The following is a 24143-nucleotide window of genomic DNA, read 5'->3' on the forward strand; positions in this document are numbered from 1 at the left end:
CTATCCGCATATGAGCGTGGCCGACAATATGAGCTTCGCGCTTCGGCTGGCCAAGGTTCCCAGGGAGGAGATCGTCTCCAGGGTGAAGGCGGCTGCCGAAATCCTCGGTCTGCAGGACCTGCTTGGCCGCATGCCGCGTCAGCTGTCCGGCGGCCAGCGCCAGCGTGTCGCCATGGGTCGCGCGATCGTGCGCGCGCCCTCGGCCTTCCTGTTCGACGAGCCGCTCAGCAATCTCGACGCCAAGCTGCGCGTGAAGATGCGTGCCGAGATCAAGAAGCTGCACCAGCGGCTCGGCCGCACCAGCATCTACGTCACGCATGACCAGACCGAGGCGATGACGCTCGCCGACCGCATCGTGGTCCTGAACAAGGGCCGCATCGAACAGATCGGCACCCCTTCCGAACTCTACGAGAGACCGGCCAATCTGTTCGTCGCGGGCTTTATCGGCTCCCCGGAAATGAATCTCATCGAAGGTCGCGTCGACAACGGCGCGTTCGAAGCCGGTTCAGGCCTCCGCCTGCCATTGCCAAAAGGTCTGGAGTTCCACGGCGCACAAGAGGTGATTTACGGGATACGTCCCCAGCACATCGTCGTCGGGGGCGATCACGCGAGGGCAAGCGTCCAGGTGGTGGAGCCGACAGGAGAGGCTCAGGAACTGACGTTGAGGACAAGTGGGGTCGAGCTCGTGGCCGAAGTTCGTGATCAGCCGCCGTTCAAGCCCGATCAAGAGGTTGGGTTGGAGGTGATGGTTTCGAAGGTCCACCTTTTCGACGCGCGAAGTGGCATGAGGATAAATCAGGACGAACTCGTCAGAGGGTAGGGGGAACTGCTCGCCCGTGGAGTTCGCGTCTAAGCGCCCGAGGCCGCGAATGGGTGCACTCGGCCGGATCGCGCGCGACCAATGGCGGCCGAACCAGCTCAGCCGACTGGGCCGGCTGAGCTCGCGTTCCGAGGGTTACAGCCGCGGCGCCTCAGGCCTGCTTCTCATAATCAATGACGATGCGGCCCTGGATGTCGCCCTTGTGCATGCGGGAGAAGATGTCGTTGATGTTCTCGAGCCTTTCGGTCTCGATTGTCGCCTTGACCTTGCCGTCCCCCGCAAAGTCCAGTGCTTCCTGCAGGTCGAGCCGTGTCCCGACGATCGAACCGCGGACGGTCACGCCGTTGAGCACGGTATCGAAGATCGACAGCGGGAAATCGCCAGGCGGCAGACCATTGAGCGACACCGTTCCTCCGCGGCCGACCATTCCGAGCGCCTGCTCGAAGGCTTTCGGCGACACGGCGGTGACAAGAACCCCCTGGGCGCCGCCGACCTCCTTCTTGACGAAGGCGGCGGGATCGGCCTGGCGGGCGTTGACGGCCAGCGCGGCGCCGAGGCGTTTGGCGAGGTCGAGCTTCGCATCGTCGATGTCGACCGCAATGACGTTCAGCCCCATCGCCTTCGCGTATTGAACCGCCAGGTGGCCGAGCCCGCCGATACCCGAGATCACCACCCAGTCACCAGGCTTGGTGTCCGTGACCTTGAGGCCCTTGTAGACGGTGACGCCCGCGCACAGGATCGGCGCGATCTCCGTGAACGATATGTTGCCCGGCAGATGGCCGACATAATCGGGATCGGCAAGGACGTATTCGGCAAAGCTGCCGTTCACCGAATAACCGGTGTTCTGCTGCTCCTCGCAAAGCGTCTCCCATCCGCCGAGGCAATGTCTGCAGTGGCCGCAGGCGGTATAGAGCCAGGGCACGCCGACGCGATCGCCTTCCTTGACGTGCTTGACGCCCGATCCAACCGCCACGACATGCCCGACCCCCTCATGGCCGGGAATGAAGGGCGGCCTGGGCTTCACCGGCCAATCGCCTTCGGCGGCGTGCAGATCGGTGTGGCACACGCCGGTGGCCGCGATCTTGACGAGGATCTGGCCGGCTCCGGGCGTCGGCACCTGAACCTCTTCGATCACGAGCGGCTGGCCGAACTGGCGAACGACGGCTGCTTTCATAGTCTTGGGCATGGAATACTCCTGGGTGTGGGTGGGTCCTATTTCAGGAACTGTCGGAAGCGCCGCAGCGAGAACGCAAACAGGAACGTGCTGATGACAAGCAGCGCCGCGAGCTGCGGCCACACGACATCGAGGCCCGCGCCGCGGAACAGCACCGCCTGTGCCAGCATGACGAAATGCGTGTTGGGCGCGGTGAACATGATGGCCTGGATGGGAAGGGGCATGCTCTCGCGCGGCGTGACGCCGCCGGACAGCACCTGCAGGGGCAGGAGCACCATCATCAGCAGCAGACCGAATTGCGGCATGGACCCGGCGACCGTGGCGAGGAAGATCCCGAGGCAGGTCATGGCGACGATGTCGAGGGCCGCGCCTACCATGAAGAGCGGGATCGATCCGTTGATGGGGACCGACAGCAGCCCCTGGATGACGACGACGAGTGCAAGACCGGACGCCACGAGCACGACAATGCCCATCGACCAGATCTTGCTCGTCATGATCTCGAACGGGGTGACCGGCATCACCAGAAGATGCTCGATCGTCCCGTGCTCGCGCTCGCGGATCAGCGCTGCGCCGGTGAGCACGATAGACAGCATCGTGATCGAGGAGATGGCATTGGTGATGGCGCCGAACCAGCCCTTGTTGAGTTCGGGGTTGAAGCGCGCCCGCAGGTCGAGGTCGACGGGCAGGGAGGCCTTGGACCGATAGTGGTCGAGGAATTCGTTCACTTCTCCCGAAACGATCGACTGGATATAGCCTCCGCCGGTAAAGGCCTGCGACATCCGGGTGGCGTCGATGTTGAGCTGAACCGTTGACGAGCGGCCGGCCAGAAGGTCACGCTGGAAGTTCGGTGGAATATCCAGCGCGAAAGTATCCATGCCTGAATCCATGCGGCTGTCCATCTCCGGGTGGGAGATGAGCAAAGGCGCGGTGAAGTAGGGCGGATAAAATGCCGTGACGATGCGCGACGAGACCGGCGACTGATCCTCATCGACGATGGCGATCGGAGCGTGATTGAGCGTCTCGGGCATCGCCTTCGAAGCGGTGTAGATGGCGGCGGTGAAGGCATAGACGATAAGCACGAGCATCATCGGGTCCCGCAGGAGACCGCGCAGTTCCTTTATGCCGAGGTTGTATATGTTGGCGATGCGCATCAGCGGGCCTGTTTTTTCAAGAACGCCGCTCCAAGGCCGAGCAGCACCGGAATGGCGACGAGCATCGGCACGAACGCGCCGGACAGGTCGGCAAAGCTGAGCGCCTTGGAAAAGACGCCGCGCGAGATCGTCACGAAATAGGTGGTCGGATAGATCCGGCCGACGAATGCGCCCACGCCCTGGAGCGACGACACCGGGTCGATCATGCCCGAATATTGGGTGGCGGGGATCATGGTGATCAGCGCGGTTCCGAAGATCGCCGCGATCTGGCTGCTCATGAAGGTCGACAGGAAAAGCCCCATGGCCGTCGTGGCCGTGACATAGACAAGCGCGGCGGCGGCGAAAGCCGGAAGGCTGCCGGTCAGCGGCACGCCGAAGAGGAAGACGGCGAATCCCGTCAGCAGCACGAAGTTGAGCATCGCGAGAGCGACATACGGAATCTGCTTGCCGATCAGGAACTCCAGCCGGGTGACGGGCGTGACGTAGAAATTGATGATGGAGCCGAGCTCCTTCTCCCGCACCACGCTGAGCACGGCCAGCATTGCCGGGATCAGCAGCAGAAGCATCGGGATTACCGCCGGAACGATGGCATCGAGACTGCGGACGTCGGGATTGTAGCGGTAGCGGATGTCGAGCTGGAAGGCGCTGGCGGTGGCGGCGTCACCATAGAGTTCACGCGCCTTCTGCGTCAGCCAGCCGGCATGCATTCCCGAAACATAGCCTTGCACGGTTTCGGCCCGTGTCGGCATGGCGCCGTCGATCCAGGCGCCGATCGTAACGTCGCGGCCGCGCGCGAGGTCGCGCCCGAAACCGGGCGGGATTTCGATCGCGAGGCTGAGTTCCCCGTCCTCCATGCGCCGGTCGAGATCGGCATAGTCGGTGATCGGCGCCTTCTCGGTGAAATAGCGCGAGCCGGCGATCTGCAGCACATAGTCCCGGCTGATCGTCGTGTCGTCGTGATCGAGGACGGCGAAGGAGAGGTTTTCGACGTCCATGTTGATGCCGTAGCCGACGACGAACATCAGGATGAGGCTGCCGACGGTCGCCAGCGTGGCCCGGATCGGATCGCGCAAGAGTTCAAGCGCCTCGCGCCTCGTGTAGGCGAACATGCGGCGCAAATCGAAGGAACGGCCTGTGCCGCTCCTCTCGCGGCGACTGGCCGGCGCTTCCGGGACCGGCATTGTCCCGGCCGTCACGCTCGGCGTTTCTGCCTGCGTGCCTGTCGCCTGCTCGAGATATCCGACGAAGGCTTCCTCCAGCGTTGCCGCCGACCGGCTTTTGACGATTGCGGCAGGCGTGTCGCTGACGAGGACCCTGCCGGCATGCATGAGCGAGATGCGGTCGCAGCGTTCCGCCTCGTTCATGAAATGCGTGGACACGAAGATCGTCACGTTCCGCTTGCGCGAGAGGTCGGCAAGAATCCGCCAGAACCCGTCGCGGGCAACGGGGTCGACGCCGGAGGTCGGCTCGTCGAGGATCAGTATCTCCGGAGAATGGATCATCGCCACAGCCAGCGACAGCCGCTGGCGGATGCCGAGCGGGAGCGCTTCGGGAAGCGTGTCGACATTGTCGGCGAGGCCGAATTGCTGCGCGACCTCCTCGACCCGGGGCGGGATCGCCGCATCGGCCATGCCGAAGAGGCGGGCATGGAGCTCGAGATTCTGCCGGACCGTCAGCTCAGAATAGAGCGAGAATCCTTGCGACATGTAGCCGACGCGCCGCCGCACATCGATGTCGCGGGGGTCGATCTCGCGCCCGAACAGCCGTGCCTTGCCCTCGGACGGCTCGAGCAGCCCGGTCAGCATCTTCATCGTGGTCGTCTTGCCGCAGCCGTTCGATCCGAGGAAGCCGAAGATCTCGCCGCGGCCAATACGGAAGCTCACGTCGTCGACGGCGGTGAAATCGCCGAAGCGCATGGTGAGGTGTTCGGCTTCGATGGCAAGTTCGCTGTCGGCGCCGGCGGACCGCGGAGGGATCACCACAGCCTCTTGGCTGTCCCGCTTCTCCGGCGGGAGAAGGGCTATGAAGGCGGCGTCCAGGTCGGGCGCGCCGGTTCTTTCGAGCAGGTCGGCCGGGGTTCCGGAGGCGAGCACGCGGCCCGCGTCCATGGCCACCAGCCAGTCGAAGCGCGCGGCCTCTTCCATATAGGCCGTGGCGATGATGACGCTCATGCCCTCGCGACCCTTGCGGATCTCGCCGATCAGTTCCCAGAACTGGCGGCGCGACAACGGATCGACGCCGGTGGTCGGCTCGTCCAGGATCAGGAGGTCCGGATCGTGGATGAGGGCGCAGCACAGGCCGAGCTTCTGCTTCATGCCGCCTGAAAGCTTTCCGGCCTGCCGCTCGGCGAAAGGCGCCAGCCCCGTTCGCTTCAGAAGCTCGCCGGTGCGGCGCTCGCGCTCGCGCCGATCATGCCCGAACAGGCGGCCGAAGAAATCGATGTTGTCGAAGACCGACAGCGTCGGATAGAGGTTCTTGCCCAGGCCTTGCGGCATGTAGGCGATCCTGGGGTAGGCGCTCTGCCGGTGGCCGAGATCGGCCATGTCGCCGCCCAGCACCTCGACATGCCCCTGCTGGATCGTCCGCGCTCCGGCAATCAGGGAAAGCAGGCTGGATTTGCCGACGCCGTCCGGCCCGATCAGGCCGACCATGCGGCCGGCCGGGAAATCGAGCGTTATGGCATCGAGAGCCCTGACCCCTCCGTAAGCGTGGCCGACATTCTCCAGCCGCGCCACGTAGCTTGACGGAAGGGACGCGCCGGCGTCCGGCCGCGCATTCATTGCACGAGCTTTCCCTTGAGGCTCGCCGGCCATCCGGCCTGCGGATCGAGCCGCACATAGGCCACGCCGGGCAGGCCGGTCTTCACCTGCTGGATGTATTTGCAGAGCAGCTCCGGTGCGATGTGCGCCTTGATCCGGAACATGAGTTTCAGGCGCTCCTCCTCCGTTTCGACCGTCTTGGGCGTGAACTGCGCGACGTCCGCGACGAACGTCACCTTGGCGGGGATGATGTATTGCGGCGCCGCGTCGAGCACGAGGCGCACATCCGAGCCGATCGCGACGCGCCCGGCCTGCGCGGTCGACAGGAAGAAGGTCATGTAGACATCGCCGAGGTCGACGAGGTTGAGCACGCGCCCGCCGCCCGCCAGCACCTCTCCGGGCTCCGCCACGCGGAACTGGATGCGCCCGTCGCGCGGCGACGCCAGCGTGGCGTCGCCGATATCGGCGTCGATGCTTTCGATCGCGGCCTGCGCCGCATCGACCGCGGCCTTGGCATCGACCACCTGCGCCCGCGCGGCGTTGATGGCCGCTTCACTGGCGGCGAGCTGGGCCTGCGCCGCGGCGACGGCGGCTTTCGCGCTCTGCTCGGCCGCGCGGTCGTTGTCCAGGACCTGCTGGGAGACGGTGTTGTTGACCGCAAGCTGCTGCGAGCGCGCCAGGGTCCGATCGGCGGCGTCGAGCTCGGCTTCGCGCTGCGCGACGACAGCGGCGGCCGCCGTTTTTTCAGCCTCGCGCTGCGTCACCAGGCTGCCAGCGGTCTCGACCCCGATGGTGGCGCGCTGAAACTGCGCTTCGGCCTGACGGCGCTGCGCCTCGAGCTGCGCTGTGTCCATGCGGGCAAGCACCTGGCCTGCCTTGACGAAATCGCCTTCGCCGACAAGGATTTCCCTGATCCGCCCCGCCGCCTTCGTCGAGACGTCGATTTCGACCGCCTCGATGCGGCCGTTGCCGCTGGCGATGCCTTCCGGCAGTTGCCCGTCCTTGGAGCGCTGCCACGCATAGTAGCCGGCCGCTCCGATGGCGATCAGGGCGCCAAGGATCAGCCACCGCGGGGAAACCTTCATAGCCGGCCTCCTGCGTTGCGCGACCCGTCCGGTTCGGCTGGCGTCACGGACGACCCTTCGGCATAAACCGATGCCGGAGACAGCGGCCCCGAAGCGGAGAAGGGAAGAAACCTTGCCGAGGCAATCTCCCGCCGCCAGGCGCCGATCTGTTCGGCGCTTAAGGTAATGCCGTCCATGTCAGGGGAACTCCGTTCAGGTTGCCAAGTTGGCGCGACCAAAACAGAGACCGGCTGCAGCGACCTTGATCGATATCAATTCTGGGAGGAGGGTCCGCTGTGAGCGCCGGGAGTAGTGATGAACACGAGGTCGGAGAGCAGCATTTAGCGGCCCCGGCCGCGATGATTGCCCGGACTTACCGCTCCAGGCAGATTGCGACACCCTGGCCGCCGCCGATGCAGAGCGAGGCCAGGCCCTTCTTCGCTCCACGCCGGACCATCTCGTGGAGCAGCGTCACCACGATGCGGCAGCCGGAGCCGGCCAGCGGATGGCCAAGCGCGATGGCGCCGCCGCTCATATTGATGGTGTCCTCGTTCCAGCCCATCTCGCGATTGACCGCGCTGGCCTGCGCGGCGAAGGCTTCGTTGATCTCCATCACGTCGAGGTCGGCCGCGCGCCAGCCGGCTTTGTCGAGCGCGCGCCGCGAGGCCGCGACCGGACCGAGGCCCATGTCCATAGGCTCGACGCCGGCAGAGGCATAAGAGGCGATGCGGACGAGGGGCGTCAGGCCGAGTTCCTTCATCCGCGCCTCCGACATCACAAGCACCGCCGCGGCGCCGTCATTGAGACCGGATGAGTTGCCGGCCGTGACCGTCCCCGCCGCATCGAAGACCGGTCTCAGCCGGCCAAGGCTTTCCATGGTGGTGGAGGGGTTGGGATGCTCGTCACGCTCGATGACGACATCGCCTTGCCTGGCCTTGATCGATACGGGGACGATCTCGTCGTCGAACCCGCCAGCCTTGATGGCGGCGTCCGCCTTCTCCTGCGAGCGCAGCGCGAACCTGTCCTGTTCCTCGCGGGTGATCTGGTAGCGCTGCGCCAGCGCTTCGGCAGTGACGCCCATATGCACCTGATGGAAGGCGTCCCATAGCCCGTCGGTGATCATGGAATCCTTGACCGTGCGGTCTCCCATGCGGATGCCGCCACGGACGCCGGAAATGAAATGCGGCGCCGAGGTCATCGAATCCTGTCCGCCGGCGACCACGCAATCGGCGTCGCCGCAGCGAATGGCCTGGGCGGCGAGATGGATCGACTTCTGCCCGGCGCCGCAGACCTTGTTGACTGTCATGGCGGGCACGCCGACCGGCAGGCCGGCCTTGAGAGCAGCCTGCCGGGCGGGGTTCTGCCCGGCGCCGCCGGTCAGCACCTGGCCAATGATCACCTCGCCGACGGCATCGGGCGCAAGCTGCGTTTCGGCCAGCATCGCCTGGATAAGCTGCGCCCCCAGCTCCGCCGCCGACAGACTGGCGAAAGCGCCGTTCAGCTTGCCGATGGGGGTCCGCTTCGCGGCAACGATATAAACGGCGTCCATGTCCGTTCCTCCGCACGTGCGACCCACAGAGGCGGGGTCGCCGCTTGACATTCTGGTTATAACCAATAATCATGAAATGCATCGGCAGGCAAGGTCGCGGCAAAGAGCCCGGCCTGCATTGCGGGAGGAAATCCATGTCATCCATGCTTTGGACGCCGGCGCCGGCCGCGTTCCAATCGTCCAATCTTGCGCGTTTTTCGATGGCCAACGGCTTCGATCCGCGCGACTACGAGACGCTGCATCGCTGGTCGATCGGCGATCCCGGCGCCTTCTGGCGGGCGCTGTGGGATTTCGCCGAGGTCATTGGCCATCCGGGCACGATCGCCTTCCTGCGCGACGACAATACGCCGATGACCGGGAGTCGCTTCCTGCCGGAAGCGACACTCAATCTCGCGGAAAACCTGCTGCGCGGCGACGAGGCGAGGGTTGCTCTCATCGAGGCCGACGAGAGCGGCCGTTTCCAGACCATCACACTGGGCGAATTGCGCCGGCTCGTCGCCAGGACGGCGCATGGCCTGCGCGCGGCCGGCGTCGGCAAGGGCGATTGCGTTGGTGGTATCCTGCCCAATCGCGTCGAGGGCCTCGTCGCGCTTCTGGCGACGCTCTCCGTCGGCGCCATCTGGTCGTCCTGCTCGCCGGATTTCGGCGCCGCCGCGATCGTCGACCGCCTCGGCCAGATCGGCGTCAAGGTGCTGTTCGCCGCGCCGCGCTACCGCTATGCGGGCAAGGAGCACGACATCTCCGGCAGGCTGGCCGAGATCGTCGCCGCGATGCCGACGGTGACGACGCTGGTGTTGACCGGCGAACTGGGCGCCAAGCCGGATTGCGCGGCGGATTGCATTTCGTTCGAGGATTTCGGCAGCGACGCTCCACTCTCCTTCAACCGCGTGCCCTTCGATCACCCGGCCTATGTGCTCTACACCTCCGGCACGACAGGCGCGCCGAAGGCGATCGTCCATCGCGCCGGCGGCGTGCTGCTCCAGCACCTGAAGGAGCACCTGCTCCACGGCGACGTCCGCCCGGGCGACGTCATGAGCTGGTACACCAACACCGCCTGGATGATGTATCACTGGCTGATCTCAGGTCTGGCCTGCGGCGCGAGCGTGGTGCTCTATGACGGCGCGCCGATCCTGAAATCGGCCGATGGCCTCGACCCCAGTCCGCTCTGGACGATGGCGGAGCGCGCCAAGGTCACGCATTTCGGCACCAGTCCCAAATATCTGGCGACACTTGCCGCCGAAGGCTACGCGCCGGGACGCCTGCATGATCTCTCGTCGCTGCGTTCGCTGCTGTCGGCCGGTGCGCCCGTCTCACCCGGGCAGTTCGACTGGATCTACGATCATGTGAAGCGCGACATTATCTTCGCTTCGATCTCCGGCGGCACCGAGATCATCGGCTGCTTCCTGCTGGGATCGCCGATCCATCCTGTGCGGCGTGGCGAGTTGACCGTGAAAGGGCTCGGTCTCGCCGTCGGCGTCATGGACGAGCGTAACGCGCCGGTCATCGGCCGGCAGGGCGATCTCGTCTGCACCGAGCCGTTCCCGTCCATGCCGCTGACCTTCTGGGGCAAGGATGGCGATGCGCGTTACCACGCCACCTATTTTGCTGCGCGCCGCGAGATCTGGACACATGGCGACCTCGCCGAGATGACGGCTTACGGCTCTGGCGTCATCCACGGCCGCTCGGACACGACGCTGAAGCCCGGCGGCGTGCGGATCGGCACGGCGGAAATCTACGCGGCCTGCGAGAATTTTGCCGAGATCGAGGATTGCCTGGTCTTCGGCGCACCCATCGAAGGCGACGAGGAGATCGTGCTCTGCGTCAAGCTCAATGACGGTTATGCGCTGAGCCCCGAGCTTGCCGGGCGAATTCGCAAAGCGATCCGCGAAGGCGCCTCGCCCCGTCACGTGCCGCATCGAATCCACGCGGTGCAGGCCGTGCCCTATACGCTGAACGGCAAGCGCGTCGAGGGCGCCGCCCGCACCACGCTCGAAGGCAAGCCGGTCAAGAACATGGCTTCGCTCGCCAATCCGGCCTGCCTCGAGGAATACCGCGCGCTCGACCGGAGCAAGGCGGCATGAGCCGGGCAAAGGGAGCGATCGTCGGCATCGGCGAGTTGAAGCCGCAGCGCCTGACCAGCGGCGTGACGACGCTTGAGATGATCGCCGAGGTCTCCCGCCTGGCGGTGCTCGACGCCGGGCTGGAGCCGGCGGCTATCGATGGGCTGCTGGTCGGGCCGCAGGTCGGCGAGACGCCGCAGCATGTTCCCGCGACGATCGCCGAATATTTGGGCCTCGCGCCGACCATGGCCAATGTCGTCGACCTCGGCGGCGCGTCCGGCGCAGGCATGGTCTGGCGCGCGGCCACCGCGATCGAGGCCGGCATGTGCGAGGCGGTGCTGTGCGTGCTCGCCAACAACCGCGAGGAGGTTGCGCCACGCTCGCCCAACCGCAATCCGATCCGCGAGTTCGACGTGCCTTTCGGCGCCTCGGGCGCCAACATCTCCTATGCGCTGCTGATGCAGGCGCATATGGCGGAATACGGCTCTACCGCGCGTGATTTCGCGCTGATCGCCGCAGCCGCCAGGGCCAATGCCCAGCTCAATCCCGACGCCATCTTCCATGGTAAGCCGGCCGATGTCGAAGCGGTGCTGGCCTCGCCGATGATCGCCTCGCCGCTGCATCTCCTCGAAATCGTCATGCCGGTCGCCGGCGGCGAAGCGGTGGTCGTCACCTCGGCCGAACGCGCGCGGTCGTTGCGCAGGCCGCCTGTCCATCTGCTCGGCGCCGGCGAGAAGGTGACGCACCGCGCGGTCAGCCAGGCACCGAGTCTCACCTCCGGTCCGCTGAAGAACGCCATGGCGCGGGCCTTCCAACAGTCCGGCACGCGGGCCGATGAGATGGACCTTCTGTCGCTCTACGACTGCTACACGATCATGGTAGCGACGACGATCGAGGATGCCGGCCTCTGCGCGCCGGGCGCGTTCGGCGCGTGGCTCAACGACCATGACCTTTCGCATAAAGGCAACAAGCCGCTCAACACGCATGGCGGCCAGCTCGGCTTCGGCCAGCCCGACCTTGCCGGCGGCATGACTCATATCGTCGAGGCGGTGCGCCAGTTGCGCGGCGAGGCGGGAGAACGCCAGATCGGCAAGGCCGGGCTCGCACTGGTCACCGGCAATGGCGCGACAATGAGCGAAGCGACTGCGCTGGTGCTGGGAGCCGCCTGATGTCCGTCGATCTCAACACGCTGCAAACCCCCGGCCCGACGATCACCGCGCTGACCAGGCCGTTCTGGGACGCCGCCGCCGAGGGCCGGCTGGCCATCCAGCACTGCGAGGAGTGCGGCAAGGCCGTCTTCTATCCGCGCCCGATCTGCCCGCATTGCTGGAGCAGGCGCCTGCTCTGGAAAGACGCATCGGCCAGGGGACGGCTCAAATCCTTTTCCGAGGTGCATAAGCCCGGCCATCCCGGCTGGCTGCCGGCGGCACCCTATGTGGTCGGCCTGATCGAATTGGCCGAAGGCCCGACGATGCTGAGCTTCATCCTGCCCGGCACACGGCCGCTACAGGTCGGGGCCATGCTGCATCTTGCGCCGACCGCCATCGGCGGTCGCGTCCTGCCGGCCTTCAAACCAGTCGAACCCGGAGCAGAGGAGAAGCCGAAATGAGCACCGAGACGAAAGACGGTTGGTTGGGTGTCGTGAAGGGCCGCCCCCAGGTCGGCGCCTTTGCCGAGCGCACGCGGCGCACGCGCATGAGCGACATCGAGGCGTTTACCGACATCACCGGCGACCGCAACCCGCTGCATTATGACCGCGCGCTGGCCGAGAAGTCGGTGTTCGGCAAGCTGATCGTCCAGGGCGGCGTCACCTCCGGCATCCTCAATGCGCTGGTCGCCGAGGATCTGCCTGGCCCCGGAACCGTGTTCCTCGAAGTCGCCTGGAAGTTCGTCAAGGCCGTTGGCGTTGACGAGGAGATCACCGGACGCGTGGAGGTCAAGGAAGTGCGCCCCGACAAGCCGATTTGCAAGATCGAGACCAGCGTGCGCAACGGCCAGGGCGAGCTTTGCCTCACCGGTACGGCCACGGTGTTCACCGTTCCGCTGCAAGGCGCATGAGTACGGTCGGCCGGCTTGGCATGGCGGCCGACGGCGAGCGCTGGCGCGTGCTGTCGCTGCTGTGCCTGGCGGTCGTCCTGTCGCTGACCACCTGGTTCTCGGCGACCGCGATCCTTCCCGAGCTGAAGCAGGAGCTGGCGCTGGGCGCGAGCGCCGAGGCCTGGCTGACCAATGGCGTCCAGGTCGGTTTCGTGATCGGCGCGCTGGCGGCGAGCCTGGTCAATCTGCCCGACCTTGTGCGGCTGAGCCGCCTGATGGCAGCGGCGGCCCTCGTCGCCGCTCTAGCCAACGCAACCTTGCTGCTTCATCCGGGGCCTGGCGGGATAATCGCCGCGCGCATCGTCACCGGCGCCGCGCTTGCCGGGGTCTACCCGCCGGCGCTGAAGCTGGTCGCCACCTGGTTCACACGCGACCGGGGACTGGCGCTCGGCGCGGTCATCGGCGCGCTGACAGTCGGATCGGCGCTGCCGCATCTCTTCCGAGCCGTCTCGACCGTGCTCGACTGGCGTCCGGTGGTTGCCGCGGCAAGCTTGGCCACCGCTGCGGGCGCGCTGCTCTTCCTGCTGTTCGCGAAGGAAGGGCCCTATCCCTTCGGCAAGGCTATCTTCGAGCCCTCGCGCATCGGCCAGGTGTTTCGCGAAAAGCCGCTGCTCCTCGCCAATCTCGGCTATCTCGGCCACATGTGGGAGCTCTACGCCATGTGGGCCTGGGTGCTTGCCTATACGCGCGCCGCCTTCGAGGCGCAGGCGATCGGAACCGCCGCCACCGCCTCGCTCGCGACTTTCCTTGTCGTCGCCTCCGGCATCCTCGGTTGTCTGCTCGGCGGCTATCTGTCGGACCGCATCGGCCGCACCGCCACCACCGCCGGCATGATGCTCGTCTCGGGAAGCTGCGCGCTGCTGATGGGCTTTCTGTTCACCGGACCGCTCTGGCTGTTCATGCTGGTGGCGATCGTCTGGGGCGTTTCGGTGATCGGTGATTCGGCGCAGTTCTCCGTCGCCGTCACCGAGCTTACCGACCGCCGCTTTGTCGGCACCGCTCTGTCGGTGCAGCTCGGCGCCGGTTTCGCGCTGACGGTGCTCGCCATCTGGCTGACGCCACGCTTCGCCGACTTCATCGGCGGGTGGCGCTGGGCCTTCCTGCTCCTGGTTCCCGGACCGCTTCTGGGGGCCGCCGCCATGCTATGGTTGCGAAACTTACCGGAGAGCGTGAAAATGGCGGGCGGCCTCCGCTAGGGAGGCGCTGCCGCTTTCTGAGTCGCGGCAAATGATTTGCGGCGGGACCCGAATGGAACAGGCAACCAGAACGCGCGGGCGTCCTCGTTACGATCAGGAAGATGCCGAGGCGGCCGCGGCGTTCCGCTCGATCGGCTCGAAAGTCCAGCTCAACCGCGACGAGGCGGCCCCGCTCTGGGTGCAGTTGCGCAACCAGGTCGAGGAAGCGATCAACACGGGCCTGCTGGCCGCCAATTCCCGCATTCCGTCCGAACAGGCGCTCTGCGATTTCTTCGGCGTCTCTCGTCCCGTCGTGCGCGCCGCGATCGGATCGCTCTCCAATGAAGGCCGCATCATCAAGATGCCGCGCAAGGGCATGTTCGTCGCCGCTCCCCGCGAGCATGTCGACTTCATGACCGCCAACCTCGGCGTGTTCGACGATTTGACCGCCAAGGGCCACAAGGTCTCGACCCGCACGCTGGAGATCTACCGCTGCCCGCCGAGCGAGAAGGAGTCCAAGGTCTTCGGCATTCCCGCCAATGGCAGCGTTGTCCGGATCAGCCGCGTCTACATGACCGACGGCACGCCGATCACCATGACGCGCATCAGCCTGCCGGGGCATCGGGTGCCGGGGCTGGAGAACATCCTGTCGGAAAACCAGTCGATCTTCGGCACCATCCGCGCCGTCTTCGGCCTGACGGTGAAGCGTGCCGACCGCTGGCTGCGTGCCGCGCTTCCCACCAAGGAAGAGGCCGATGAGATGGGTGTCGCCGCCAACACGCCGCTGATCGAGATCGAGTCGATCGCCTATGATTCCGACGGCGCCGCGCTGGAATATTACGAGGCCTTCTACAACTCCTCCGTTGCCCGCATTCACATGGCGGTCGAGCAGCCATCGGCGACGGTGAACGGTGTCGACCGCACCTGAATTGCGCACATCCAAAAAAGATTCCGTTTTCTGGTTATAACCAGATTGACGGACCCGGGAAGCTTCTGTAACGTCCCTGTCATGGGGTCGGGAGGAGCCTGACCCCGGAGGCATTATCAGGACCCTCGGCTTGCGGCGCTGCTTCGGCGGCGAGGGCAGCGTTTTGCCCGCGCGCAAGCTTGTCCTGATGGAGGACGTGCATGGATTACCGGTCGCATTTCGACCTGACGGGCGAGGTTGCCGTCGTCACCGGCGGCGCCAGCGGCATCGGTCTCGAGGCCGGCAAGGCGCTGGGGACTTGCGGCGCGAGTGTCATCCTGCTCGACATGAATGCGGATGGGGTGAAAACCGCAGCCGAAGCGCTCAAGGCCGGTGGCGTCGCGAGCGTCGATGGCCGCGTGTTGAACGTTACCGATCCACAAGCCGTCGAGGCGATGGCAACCGCAGTCGTCGCGGATTTCGGCCAGGTCGATATCCTGGTCAACAGCGCCGGCATCGCGCGCCTCAACACCGCGCTCGACACGCCGGACGAAGAATGGCGCCTGGTGATGGATGTCAACGTCAACGGCGTCTACTGGGCCTCGCGCGCTTTCGGCCGTTCGATGATCGCCCGCAAGAAGGGCTCCATCGTCAATCTGGGTTCCATGTCGGGCCTGATCATCAACCGTCCGCAGACGGCGCCCTCCTACATGGTGAGCAAGGGCGCCGTGCACATGATGACCAAGGCGCTTGCGGTCGAGTGGGCGAAGTCAGGCGTGCGCGTCAACGCGCTGGCGCCGGGCTATGTCGGCACCGAGATGACGCTGAAGATGCGCGAGCGTCCCGAACTCTTCAACACCTGGATCGACATGACGCCGATGGGCCGGCTGGGCACGCCGCAGGAGATCGCTTCGGCGATCCTGTTCCTCGCGTCGCCGGCCTCGAGCTACGTGACGGGTGCGATCCTGTCGATCGATGGCGGCTACACGGCCTGGTGACGGACTGAGCAAGGATTGGAATATCGCATGACCGTTTCGGACCGAGATGTGCGCCAGGCCATCATCGACGCCTGTATCGAGATGAACGCACTCGGCATCAACCAGGGCACATCAGGCAACATCAGCTGCCGCCATGGCGAGGGCATGCTGATCTCGCCGACGAGCACGCCCTATGACACGCTGGTGCCCGAGGACATCGTCTTCATGGGCTGGGACGGCGAGGTCGACGGACGCCTGCCGCCGTCCAGCGAATGGCGCTTCCATCTCGACATCATGAAGGCGCGGCCCGAGGTCAACGCGGTCGTCCACGCGCATCCGACCTACTGCACGACGATCGCTATCATGGGTCGGAAGATACCGGCCATCCATTACATGGTCGCGGTCGCCGGCGGCAGCGACATTCGTTGCGCACCCTACGCCACCTTCGGCACGGCGGAGCTTTCGGCGCACGCGGTGGAGGCGTTGCGCGGCCGCAAGGCCTGCCTGCTTGCCCAGCATGGCATGATCGCCGTCGGGTCGAGCCTCGCCCAGGCGATGTGGCTGGCCGTCGAGGTCGAGACGCTGGCGCGCCAGTATCACGGCGCCCTGCAGATCGGCGAGCCGCCGATCCTGTCCGACGAGGAGATCGAAAACGTCATCAAGCGTATGGCGAGCTACGGCCTGCGCGACAATGACGCCGCTGCCTGAGCGGAGGGCTCTGCCCGAAGCGACCAACAAGGGGCTGGAGCAGCAACTGACTGTTTCGCATATCCTCCGGGAAGGCCTGGAGCGATCAACAAGGGAGGAAATGAAATGAGGAATTCAATGAAAGGCCTCGTCAAGGCGCTCGCTTTGGGGTTGGCGGCGGCCTGCAGCCTTGCCGCGATCTCCGGCGCGACGGCCGAGGAACTGTCGCTCAAGGGCAAGCGCATCGGCGTCTCGGCGATCGGCACCGACCATTATTGGGACCTGATGGCCTTCAAAGGCATCCAGGACCGCGTCAAGGAGCTCGGCGGTGAAGTCATCGCGCTCGACGCTGGCCGGAAGGACCAGCAGCAGATCGCGCAACTGCAGACGCTGATCGCGCAGAAACCCGACGCCATCATCGAGCAGCTCGGCAATCTCGAAGTGCTGAACCCCTGGCTGCAGAAGATCCGCGACGCCGGCATCCCGCTGTTCACGGTCGATACGGCGACGCCGCACGCCATCAACAACACCACCTCCAACAACTACAATATCGGCGCCGAGATCGCGCTGCAGATGGTTGCCGACATGGGCGGCAAGGGCAATGTGCTGGTGTTCAACGGCTTCTACAGCGTGCCGGTCTGCAAGATCCGCTACGACCAGCTGAAATATGTGCTGACCTCGTTCCCGGATGTGAAGATCGTCGAGCCCGAGCTGCGCGACGTCATTCCGAACACGGTGCAGAGCGCCTATTCCAACGTCACCGACATGCTGACCAAGTCGCCCGAGAAGGGGTCGATCGGCGCGGTCTGGGCCTGCTGGGACGTGCCGCAGATCGGCGCCACCCAGGCGGTCGAAGCCGCCGGCCGCAACGAGGTCAAGACCTACGGCATCGACGGCAGCCCGGAAGTCATCAAGATGGTGATGGATCCGAAGTCGTCGGCCGGCGCGGTCGCGGCGCAGCAGCCCTATGAGATCGGCAAGACCTCGGTCGACAATGCCGCGAAATATCTGGCCGGGCAGAAGGTGCCGCCCTTCACTTTCGTGCCTTCGGTGCTGATCAACAAGGAAAATGCCGCCGAAAAAGGAAAGCCGTTCCTCGACGCCGCCGAGAAGGCTGGCGTTAAATAGGACGGAACGAAACGACGGGCAGCCGCGCCCATGTGGCTGCCCGTCACATCCAACCAGGATTGACGGCCATGCAGACAGCAAAGCGTGACATTGCTGTATCGATGACAGGCATTTCGAAACGGTTCGGTCCGGTACGCGCCTTGGAAAACGCGAACATCGAGATCGCGCGCGGCTCGATCCTCGGCCTTGTCGGCCAGAACGGCGCCGGCAAGTCGACCATCATCAAGGTGCTGGCCGGCATCATCAAGCCGGACAGCGGCGCGATCGTTATCAATGGCGAGACCGTCAGCGCGCTGACGCCGGCTTCGGTCGAAAAGCTCGGCGTGCATTTCATCCACCAGGACCGGCTGCTGGTGCCGACCGCGACGGTCGGCGAGGCGGTGTTCCTCGGCCATGAGATCGGCCTTGGCCCGTTCGTTAGCCGCCGCGCCATGGAGCGCAGGGCCGCGGACCTGCTGAAGCGCTTCTTCGGCATGGAACTGCCGGCCGGAACGCTTGTGAAAGACCTCACCACGGCGCAGCAGAAGGTCGTGCAGATCACCCGCGCCTTGGCACAGAAGGCATCTGTGCTGGTGCTCGACGAGCCGACGGCGGCGCTCGTCAAGCGCGAGGTCGACAGCCTGTTCGACGTGCTGCGCCGGCTGCGCGACGACGGCATCGCCGTCGTCTTCATCTCCCACTACATGCAGGAGATCGAAAAGCTCTGCGACCGCGTCACCGTGATGCGCAACGGCACCGATGTCGGCACGGTCGATCCGCGGCAGACGCCGATCGACGAGATCATCGCGATGATGATCGCCCGCAATGTCGGCGAGATGTTTCCGAAACGCTCGGTCGAGCTTGGCGCACCGGTGCTGGAGGTTTCAAACCTGCGGCTTGGCGGCAGCTTCGAGAACATCGGCTTCAATGTGCGCGCCGGCGAGATCGTCGGTCTCACCGGCCTGCTCGGCTCCGGCGCCAAGGAGATCGTCCAGTGCCTGTTCGGCCTCAAGACTGCCGATGGCGGCCAGGTCAAGGTCGAGGGCAGGGAGCTGTCGCTGTCGACGCCGGTCAAAGCGGTGCGTGACGGCATCGCCATGCTGCCGGAAGACCGGCGCGCGCATGGCGTGGCGCTTGGCCTGTCTGTGCGTGAGAACATCTCCTTGGCCAGCCTGCGCCGTTATTCGCGGACTGGCATGGTCAGCCGTGGCGCTGAGAACCAAGCGGTGGACGGCCTGATCAAGGAACTGTCGATCAAGACACCGCATCGCGACGCGCTGGTGCGCGAGCTCTCCGGCGGCAACCAGCAGAAGGTGGCTATCGCCAAATGGCTGAGCTGCCAGTCGCGCGTCTATGTGCTGGATGAACCGACCGTGGCCGTCGATGTCGGCGCCAAGGTCGAGATCTACAACCTCCTGAACCGCCTGGCGGGTGAGGGCGCGGCGATCCTGCTTCTATCTTCCGACCTGCTCGAACTGGTCGGCGTCTGCGACCGCGTGCTGGTCGTCTATCGCGGCAGGCTCGCCGGCAGCTTCTCCGGCCCTGCGATGAACAGCGACGCGCTGCTGGCGGCTTCGTCCGGCGCGCGCTCGACCATCGATGGAGTGGCCGCATGAGCGCGACTGTCCTCCACACAGACGTTGGTGTTTCCGACGAAAAGCAGGCCGCCGCCAAAAGCGCCGGCCGCCGCTTCGGCGCGCTCGTCGTGCGGCTTGGCGCCATCGCCGCCTTCGCCGCGATCATGGCCTATTTCGTCGTCTTCGCGCCGGGCTTCACCTCGACCTTCAACCTGATCAATGTCGTCGAGCAGTCGGCGATCCTCGGCGTGCTCGCCTATGGCATGACGGCCGTCATCATCGGCGGCGGTTCCGACGTCACCGAAGGCGGCATCGACCTTTCGATTGCCGCCAATATGGGGCTCTGCGCCGCCGTCTATGCGACGCTGCTGTCGATGGGCTATGGCGACTTCCTCTCGGTGCTCGCCGCCATCGCCGTCGGCACGGCGGTCGGCGCGCTGAACGCCGTTGCCGTGGTCGGCCTCGGCATCCTGCCGCTGCTCGCAACGCTTGCCGTGCTCAACGTCGCGGCCGGCATGGAACTCACGCTCACCCAGAACACGGTCGTCGGCGCATCCTCCCCGCTGCTCGGCCTGCTGGTCTCGGGCAGCTTTCTCGGCATCTCGGCGCTGGCCTGGGCGCTGATCGTCTTCTCGGCGATCATGATCGCGATCGTCCATGGCACCGCGTTCGGGCTGCGGCTCTACGCCGTGGGCGGGCATCCCGAGGCGGCGCGCGCGGCGGGCATCAGCGTGCCGTTCTATGTGTCGTTCACCTATGTGCTGAGCGGCTTCTGCGCGGCGGTGGCGAGCATCCTCACCGTCTCGCGTCTGTCGGCCAGCACGCCCGGCTCCGGCGAGCTGCTTCTGTCGGTGCTGGCGGCGGCGCTGCTTGGCACCGTCTTCTCGCGCCGCTTCGTGCCGACCGTGGGCGGCACGCTGCTCAGCGTGCTGTTCATCGGCCTGCTCGCGAACGGCTTCCAACTGCTCAACGTCTCCAGCTACTGGGTCAACGGCGTGCAGGGCGCGCTGATCCTGCTGGTGGTGGCGATCACATCCTTTGCCCGCGGTTCAGAGGGTTCGCGATGAGCGTCTCGGCCAATGACACCACCGCCAAGGTGAGCCTGCGCGGCTTCCTCGCCAAATACAGCGTGCTCATCGCCTTCGCGGCCATCGTCATCTTCTTTTCGGTGGCGAGCCCGACTTTTCTCACGCCGGCCAACCTCTTCAACGTGCTGGTCAACAATGTCGTCATGCTGGCGATCGTGGCGCTCGGCCTCACCATCGTCATCTCGTCGGGCGGCATCGATCTCTCGGTCGGCGTCTCGGTCGACATGGCAAGCATGATCTTCGTCATGCTTCTCGCCGCCGGCTACAGCGGCATCGTCGGCGTCGCTGGCGGACTCGGCGCCGCGCTGATCGTGGGCGTGCTGAATGCCATCCTCATCACCAGGCTCAACATCAGTCCCTTCCTGGCGACGCTCGGCGTGCTCTTCATCGGTCAGAGCACGCAGCAACTCGCCACCAGCGGCGGCCAGCCGATTTATCTGACGAGCGGCTATGCAGCCGACCAGTTCAACGCCATCGCCCGCACCGCTCTGTTCGGCATACCGACGCCGGTCATCGTGCTGATCGTCCTTGTCGTCGCGGTTCATGTCCTGCTGCATCGCTCGGTCTTCGGCCGCTATGTCCAGGCGATGGGCGCGCAGCCGGGCGTGGCCTGGTATTCCGGCATCCGCGTTCCGCGCGAATTGTCGATGGTGCATGTTCTGTGCGCGCTGCTTGCCGGCGTCACCGGCATCCTCTTGTCGGCGACGGTGAAGTCCTACGTGCCGCTCTCCGGCAATGCCTTCCTGCTCGACGCTATCGGCGCCACCTTCATCGGCACAACGCTCAGCCGCGAGCGCAAGCCTTCGGTCATCGGCACGCTGCTCGGCGTGCTGCTGCTCGCCATCGTCAAGAACGGCCTGCTTTTGGTCGGCTGGAATTTCTACTGGCAGCAGGTCGGCATTGGCGTGCTCGTCTTCCTGGTGCTGGCCGCGAGCTTCGGCCTGCGCCGCGCCGCCCATTGAATTCGAAAGGTCTCTTACCCATGCCCCAATTTGACGTCAGCTCGATCGGCTTCTACGTCCTCGACATCCTCGGACGGCCGGTCTCGCGTATCCCCGAAGGCGGCCGCGCCGACTATATCGAGGAGATCCGCATGACGGTTGCCGGCACGGCGGGTGCCACCGGCATGGATTGCGCCATCCTCGGCCTTAAGACGCGCGCCGTCACGACGCTTGGGCTCGACGACATGGGCGACTGGTTCCTCGCCAAGCTGAAGAAATACGGCCTGGAGACGAGCCTCGTTCGGCGCGACGGCAGCGTCCAGACCTCGTCCACCATCCTGCCGGTGCGGCCGAACGGCGAGCGGCCGGCATTGCATGTGCCGGGCACCGCCACCTTGTTCGAGGTCGCCGACGCCGATCTCGACGCCGCGCTGGACGCGACGGTCGTCCATGTCGGCGGCACCGGGCTCCTGAGGCGCTTCGACGGCGAACCGACCATCAGGCTGTTGAAGCGCGCCAAGGAGCTTGGGCGCGTCACCACCTTCGATCTCATCCAGGCGACGCCGGAGACGTGGAAACTGGTCGAGCCGTGCCTTCCCTACATCGACTATTTCGTGCCGAGTATCGACGAAGCCGGCGAGATGGCGCATGACCGCGATCCGGCCCGCGTCGCGGCCTTCTTCAAGGCGAGGGGCGTGAAGAACTGCATCATCACGCTGGGCGCCGACGGCGTTCATGTCTCGCCCGAACATGGCGAGGATTTCCGTCTGCCGGCTTTCGAGGTCGAGGTGTTCGACACCACGGGCTGCGGCGATTCCTTCACCGCCGGCATCATCGTCGGCATCGTCAAAGGCTGGGACCTGAAACAGTCCGCGCGCTTTGCCAGCGCGGTCGCCGCCAAGGTGGCGATGGGTCTCGGCTCCGACGGCAAACTCGTTTCATTCGACGACACGGTCGCGGCGATGAATTCGCTCCCGGTCAAGACATCAAAGGTGGAAGCAGCATGACCATTCTTCCTGAGGCCAAGGGCAAGACGGCTCTCGTAACCGGCGCCAGCCGCGGCATCGGCAGGGCGCTCGCCAAGGGGCTCGCCGAAGCGGGCTTCAATGTCGCCATCACCGATCTGCCGTCGCAGGCAGCGGAGCTCGACGTGACCAAGGGCGAGATCGAGGCTGCGGGCCGCAAGGCCTATGTCTACAAGATGGACGTCAGCAAGAAGAAGGACGTCGAGGCGACCGCGCAGGCGTTGCTTCAAGCGGCGGGCAGCATCGACGTGCTGGTCAACAATGCCGGTATCCTCAAGCCCAGCCTGCTGCAGGATCTCGACGAGGCCAATTGGGACGCGCATTTCGACGTCAACGCCAAGGGCGTGCTGATGATGTGCCAGGCGGTGCTGCCGCATATGCGTGCCAGGAAGTCGGGCAGGGTGATCAACATCGCCTCGATCGCCGGCCGGCAAGGCGTGCCGACGCAAGGCCACTATGCGGCGACCAAGGCGGTGGTGATCACGCTCACCCGCGTTCTGGCGCAGGAGGTAGGCATGGACGGCGTCACCGTCAACGCGATCTGCCCCGGCATCATCCTGACCGAGATGGGCAAGAACAATCTGGGAAGCGAAGCCGCGATCCGCCATTGGGAGGACGTCGCGGCGCTGAAGCGCCTCGGCGCGCCGGAGGATATCATCGGACCGGTGCTGTTCTTCGCCTCGGACCTGTCGGCCTTCGTTACCGGCCAGGCGTTGAACGTCGACGGCGGTATCTACTACCACTGACGAGCATCCGACGAGATCGTCCGCGCCGACCGATGCAGTGGTCGTAGCGGATCTCTCTGCCGCTCTACAGCCGCGGCCCCGACACCATGCGCGCCACCCGCGCCATGTCGGCGCTCATCTCGCGGTCGTCGTCGAGCGGGGCGACGAGCGCCCGCACGGCTTCATAGCTGCGCCGCGGGCCTTCGCCCATCGAGTCCAGCACGCCGCGCAACTCCACGCCGGTGGCGGCGAAGATCAGCTCCATCGCCACCAGATAGCGCAGGCGCTCGATGATTCCCGCTGTCTTGGCCACGATGCGCGGCGCCATCGACGACTGGTCCTCGACGCCGTCCGAGATCGCGAGCGGGCTGAGCGACATCGGATTGGCGAGGTGCCGGATCTCGGCTTCGAGCGCGGCGACCGGCTTCTGCAGTTCCGCATAGCCCTGGCGGCTGCCGCCCCTGGCCGACAGGAAGCGCGGCAGCTCCGCCACCGTCGGCGACATCAGCTTCATCGAGCGATTGGCGGTGCCGACCGCGCAATGCGCCAGCGCCTGGCCGAGATTTTCCCACGTCAGCGTGAAGGCGGTCAGGTCGAAATTACCGTTGGAGATTACGCGCTCGACCTCGGGCAGGATGACCGGATTGTCGCCGGAGTGGCCGAGCTCGATCTCGGTCGCCAGTTTCGCCTGCTCATAGGCATGCAGCAGGCCGCCCCATACTTGCGGCACGCAGCGGAAGCTAAGCGGATCCTGCAGGCGCCGCGCGGCGTTGTCGTGCCACAGCCCGGAGCCGGAAAGCTCGGCCCTGAGCCGCGCGCCGATCTCGACTTGGCCGAAGGCCGGCCGGGCCGCAAGCGCATCCTCGTCGATGGCCTTGAGCGATGCGCGGAACGCTTCGTAGTTGAGCGCGACAGCCGCCAGCGACCAGTCGATCAGGCAGGCGACCTCCTCAAGCGCGAGGCACGCCGTTCCGGTCGAAAGGCTGTTGGCGACGATGATGGCGTGGCCGTCCTTCTCGCGCAGGTCGAGCGGCTCGAGCCCGGCGAGCTTCAGCGCTTCGGCCGATGGCATGATCCTGCCTTGATACTCGCTCTCACCGTCGCCGCGCAGCGCCCGCGCCAGATGGCCGAGCGGCGCGAGGTCCGCGGCGCCCACCGATCCCCAGCTCGGAATGACCGGATGGACGCCGGCGTTGAGCGCCGCGAGCAGTCCGAGCGCCACGCCCTCCGAGGTGCCGGTGCCGCCCGCCGCCATACCGC

General features: G+C 65.7%; 22 protein-coding genes. 15 read left to right on the plus strand and 7 right to left on the minus strand.

Features of this window, described 5'->3' with window-relative positions; genetic code table 11:
• Positions 1–820: ATP-binding cassette domain-containing protein (locus EOA23_RS14815; protein ID WP_127304657.1), on the plus strand; the 820-nt coding region annotated here is incomplete at its 5' end.
• 151 nt (positions 821–971) lie between these two features.
• Here the strand turns inward: EOA23_RS14815 and adhP are convergent.
• The 6 genes from adhP to EOA23_RS14845 form a co-directional block, all read right to left on the minus strand.
• Positions 972–2006: an alcohol dehydrogenase AdhP gene (gene adhP / locus EOA23_RS14820; protein WP_127304658.1), complete on the minus strand. Its 1035-nt coding sequence runs from the start codon at positions 2004–2006 to the stop codon at positions 972–974.
• A gap of 26 nt (positions 2007–2032) precedes the next feature.
• Positions 2033–3145 carry an ABC transporter permease gene (locus tag EOA23_RS14825; protein ID WP_127304659.1) on the minus strand — a complete coding sequence of 371 codons (1113 nt, stop codon included), beginning with the start codon at positions 3143–3145 and terminating at the stop codon, positions 2033–2035.
• On the minus strand, positions 3145–5925 hold the full coding sequence (gene rbbA / locus EOA23_RS14830; protein WP_245474169.1) for a ribosome-associated ATPase/putative transporter RbbA: 2781 nt from the start codon (positions 5923–5925) through the stop codon (positions 3145–3147). The genes EOA23_RS14825 and rbbA overlap by 1 nt, the downstream gene beginning before the upstream one ends.
• On the minus strand, positions 5922–6989 hold the full coding sequence (locus tag EOA23_RS14835) for an HlyD family efflux transporter periplasmic adaptor subunit (RefSeq protein WP_127304661.1): 1068 nt from the start codon (positions 6987–6989) through the stop codon (positions 5922–5924). Before EOA23_RS14835 ends, rbbA begins: the two co-directional genes overlap by 4 nt.
• A complete protein-coding gene (locus tag EOA23_RS14840) occupies positions 6986–7165 on the minus strand; it encodes a hypothetical protein (protein ID WP_127304662.1) in 180 nt (59 codons plus the stop codon). Before EOA23_RS14840 ends, EOA23_RS14835 begins: the two co-directional genes overlap by 4 nt.
• A gap of 176 nt (positions 7166–7341) precedes the next feature.
• On the minus strand, positions 7342–8517 hold the full coding sequence (locus EOA23_RS14845; RefSeq protein WP_127304663.1) for an acetyl-CoA C-acetyltransferase: 1176 nt from the start codon (positions 8515–8517) through the stop codon (positions 7342–7344).
• A gap of 134 nt (positions 8518–8651) precedes the next feature.
• Here EOA23_RS14845 and EOA23_RS14850 point away from each other — a divergent pair, with 134 nt between their 5' ends.
• From EOA23_RS14850 to EOA23_RS14915, 14 genes are all read left to right on the plus strand, one after another.
• Positions 8652–10598: an acetoacetate--CoA ligase gene (locus EOA23_RS14850; RefSeq protein ID WP_127304664.1), complete on the plus strand. Its 1947-nt coding sequence runs from the start codon at positions 8652–8654 to the stop codon at positions 10596–10598.
• Complete coding sequence (locus EOA23_RS14855) at positions 10595–11746, plus strand: thiolase family protein (RefSeq protein WP_127304665.1); 1152 nt, start codon at positions 10595–10597, stop codon at positions 11744–11746. The genes EOA23_RS14850 and EOA23_RS14855 overlap by 4 nt, the downstream gene beginning before the upstream one ends.
• Complete coding sequence (locus EOA23_RS14860; protein ID WP_127304666.1) at positions 11746–12186, plus strand: zinc ribbon domain-containing protein; 441 nt, start codon at positions 11746–11748, stop codon at positions 12184–12186. The genes EOA23_RS14855 and EOA23_RS14860 overlap by 1 nt, the downstream gene beginning before the upstream one ends.
• Positions 12183–12635, plus strand: a complete 453-nt coding sequence (locus EOA23_RS14865; RefSeq protein WP_127304667.1) for a MaoC family dehydratase — start codon at positions 12183–12185, stop codon at positions 12633–12635. The genes EOA23_RS14860 and EOA23_RS14865 overlap by 4 nt, the downstream gene beginning before the upstream one ends.
• Entirely contained in the window at positions 12632–13870 is a 1239-nt protein-coding gene (locus EOA23_RS14870) for an MFS transporter (RefSeq protein WP_127304668.1), read from the plus strand. The genes EOA23_RS14865 and EOA23_RS14870 overlap by 4 nt, the downstream gene beginning before the upstream one ends.
• A 52-nt stretch (positions 13871–13922) precedes the next feature.
• On the plus strand, positions 13923–14777 hold the full coding sequence (locus tag EOA23_RS14875) for a GntR family transcriptional regulator (RefSeq protein WP_127304669.1): 855 nt from the start codon (positions 13923–13925) through the stop codon (positions 14775–14777).
• Between the two features lie 200 nt (positions 14778–14977).
• Positions 14978–15754, plus strand: a complete 777-nt coding sequence (locus EOA23_RS14880) for a glucose 1-dehydrogenase (RefSeq protein WP_127304670.1) — start codon at positions 14978–14980, stop codon at positions 15752–15754.
• Positions 15755–15781: 27 nt separating this feature from the next.
• On the plus strand, positions 15782–16441 hold the full coding sequence (locus EOA23_RS14885; protein ID WP_127304671.1) for an L-fuculose-phosphate aldolase: 660 nt from the start codon (positions 15782–15784) through the stop codon (positions 16439–16441).
• A gap of 117 nt (positions 16442–16558) precedes the next feature.
• Positions 16559–17548, plus strand: a complete 990-nt coding sequence (locus EOA23_RS14890; protein ID WP_127304672.1) for a sugar ABC transporter substrate-binding protein — start codon at positions 16559–16561, stop codon at positions 17546–17548.
• A 68-nt stretch (positions 17549–17616) separates the two neighbouring features.
• Positions 17617–19143, plus strand: a complete 1527-nt coding sequence (locus tag EOA23_RS14895; protein WP_189341612.1) for a sugar ABC transporter ATP-binding protein — start codon at positions 17617–17619, stop codon at positions 19141–19143.
• Positions 19140–20171: an ABC transporter permease gene (locus EOA23_RS14900; RefSeq protein WP_127304673.1), complete on the plus strand. Its 1032-nt coding sequence runs from the start codon at positions 19140–19142 to the stop codon at positions 20169–20171. The genes EOA23_RS14895 and EOA23_RS14900 overlap by 4 nt, the downstream gene beginning before the upstream one ends.
• Entirely contained in the window at positions 20168–21154 is a 987-nt protein-coding gene (locus EOA23_RS14905; protein WP_127304674.1) for an ABC transporter permease, read from the plus strand. Before EOA23_RS14900 ends, EOA23_RS14905 begins: the two co-directional genes overlap by 4 nt.
• A 20-nt stretch (positions 21155–21174) precedes the next feature.
• Entirely contained in the window at positions 21175–22140 is a 966-nt protein-coding gene (locus EOA23_RS14910; protein ID WP_127304675.1) for a sugar kinase, read from the plus strand.
• A complete protein-coding gene (locus tag EOA23_RS14915; protein ID WP_127304676.1) occupies positions 22137–22904 on the plus strand; it encodes an SDR family NAD(P)-dependent oxidoreductase in 768 nt (255 codons plus the stop codon). The genes EOA23_RS14910 and EOA23_RS14915 overlap by 4 nt, the downstream gene beginning before the upstream one ends.
• A gap of 64 nt (positions 22905–22968) precedes the next feature.
• Here the strand turns inward: EOA23_RS14915 and EOA23_RS14920 are convergent.
• Positions 22969–24143: aromatic amino acid lyase (locus EOA23_RS14920; RefSeq protein ID WP_145966429.1), on the minus strand; the 1175-nt coding region annotated here is incomplete at its 5' end.

It is taken from the genome of Mesorhizobium sp. M2A.F.Ca.ET.042.01.1.1 (assembly GCF_003997405.1).
In the GTDB taxonomy this organism is placed as follows: Bacteria; Pseudomonadota; Alphaproteobacteria; order Rhizobiales; family Rhizobiaceae; genus Mesorhizobium.

Coding starts and splice junctions, on each gene's coding strand:
- adhP (WP_127304658.1), bottom strand. CDS start 2,006: ATGCCCAAGACTATGAAAGCAGCCGTCGTTCGCCAGTTCGGCCAGCCG.
- EOA23_RS14825 (WP_127304659.1), bottom strand. CDS start 3,145: ATGCGCATCGCCAACATATACAACCTCGGCATAAAGGAACTGCGCGGT.
- rbbA (WP_245474169.1), bottom strand. CDS start 5,925: ATGAATGCGCGGCCGGACGCCGGCGCGTCCCTTCCGTCAAGCTACGTG.
- EOA23_RS14835 (WP_127304661.1), bottom strand. CDS start 6,989: ATGAAGGTTTCCCCGCGGTGGCTGATCCTTGGCGCCCTGATCGCCATC.
- EOA23_RS14840 (WP_127304662.1), bottom strand. CDS start 7,165: ATGGACGGCATTACCTTAAGCGCCGAACAGATCGGCGCCTGGCGGCGG.
- EOA23_RS14845 (WP_127304663.1), bottom strand. CDS start 8,517: ATGGACGCCGTTTATATCGTTGCCGCGAAGCGGACCCCCATCGGCAAG.
- EOA23_RS14850 (WP_127304664.1), top strand. CDS start 8,652: ATGTCATCCATGCTTTGGACGCCGGCGCCGGCCGCGTTCCAATCGTCC.
- EOA23_RS14855 (WP_127304665.1), top strand. CDS start 10,595: ATGAGCCGGGCAAAGGGAGCGATCGTCGGCATCGGCGAGTTGAAGCCG.
- EOA23_RS14860 (WP_127304666.1), top strand. CDS start 11,746: ATGTCCGTCGATCTCAACACGCTGCAAACCCCCGGCCCGACGATCACC.
- EOA23_RS14865 (WP_127304667.1), top strand. CDS start 12,183: ATGAGCACCGAGACGAAAGACGGTTGGTTGGGTGTCGTGAAGGGCCGC.
- EOA23_RS14870 (WP_127304668.1), top strand. CDS start 12,632: ATGAGTACGGTCGGCCGGCTTGGCATGGCGGCCGACGGCGAGCGCTGG.
- EOA23_RS14875 (WP_127304669.1), top strand. CDS start 13,923: ATGGAACAGGCAACCAGAACGCGCGGGCGTCCTCGTTACGATCAGGAA.
- EOA23_RS14880 (WP_127304670.1), top strand. CDS start 14,978: ATGGATTACCGGTCGCATTTCGACCTGACGGGCGAGGTTGCCGTCGTC.
- EOA23_RS14885 (WP_127304671.1), top strand. CDS start 15,782: ATGACCGTTTCGGACCGAGATGTGCGCCAGGCCATCATCGACGCCTGT.
- EOA23_RS14890 (WP_127304672.1), top strand. CDS start 16,559: ATGAAAGGCCTCGTCAAGGCGCTCGCTTTGGGGTTGGCGGCGGCCTGC.
- EOA23_RS14895 (WP_189341612.1), top strand. CDS start 17,617: ATGCAGACAGCAAAGCGTGACATTGCTGTATCGATGACAGGCATTTCG.
- EOA23_RS14900 (WP_127304673.1), top strand. CDS start 19,140: ATGAGCGCGACTGTCCTCCACACAGACGTTGGTGTTTCCGACGAAAAG.
- EOA23_RS14905 (WP_127304674.1), top strand. CDS start 20,168: ATGAGCGTCTCGGCCAATGACACCACCGCCAAGGTGAGCCTGCGCGGC.
- EOA23_RS14910 (WP_127304675.1), top strand. CDS start 21,175: ATGCCCCAATTTGACGTCAGCTCGATCGGCTTCTACGTCCTCGACATC.
- EOA23_RS14915 (WP_127304676.1), top strand. CDS start 22,137: ATGACCATTCTTCCTGAGGCCAAGGGCAAGACGGCTCTCGTAACCGGC.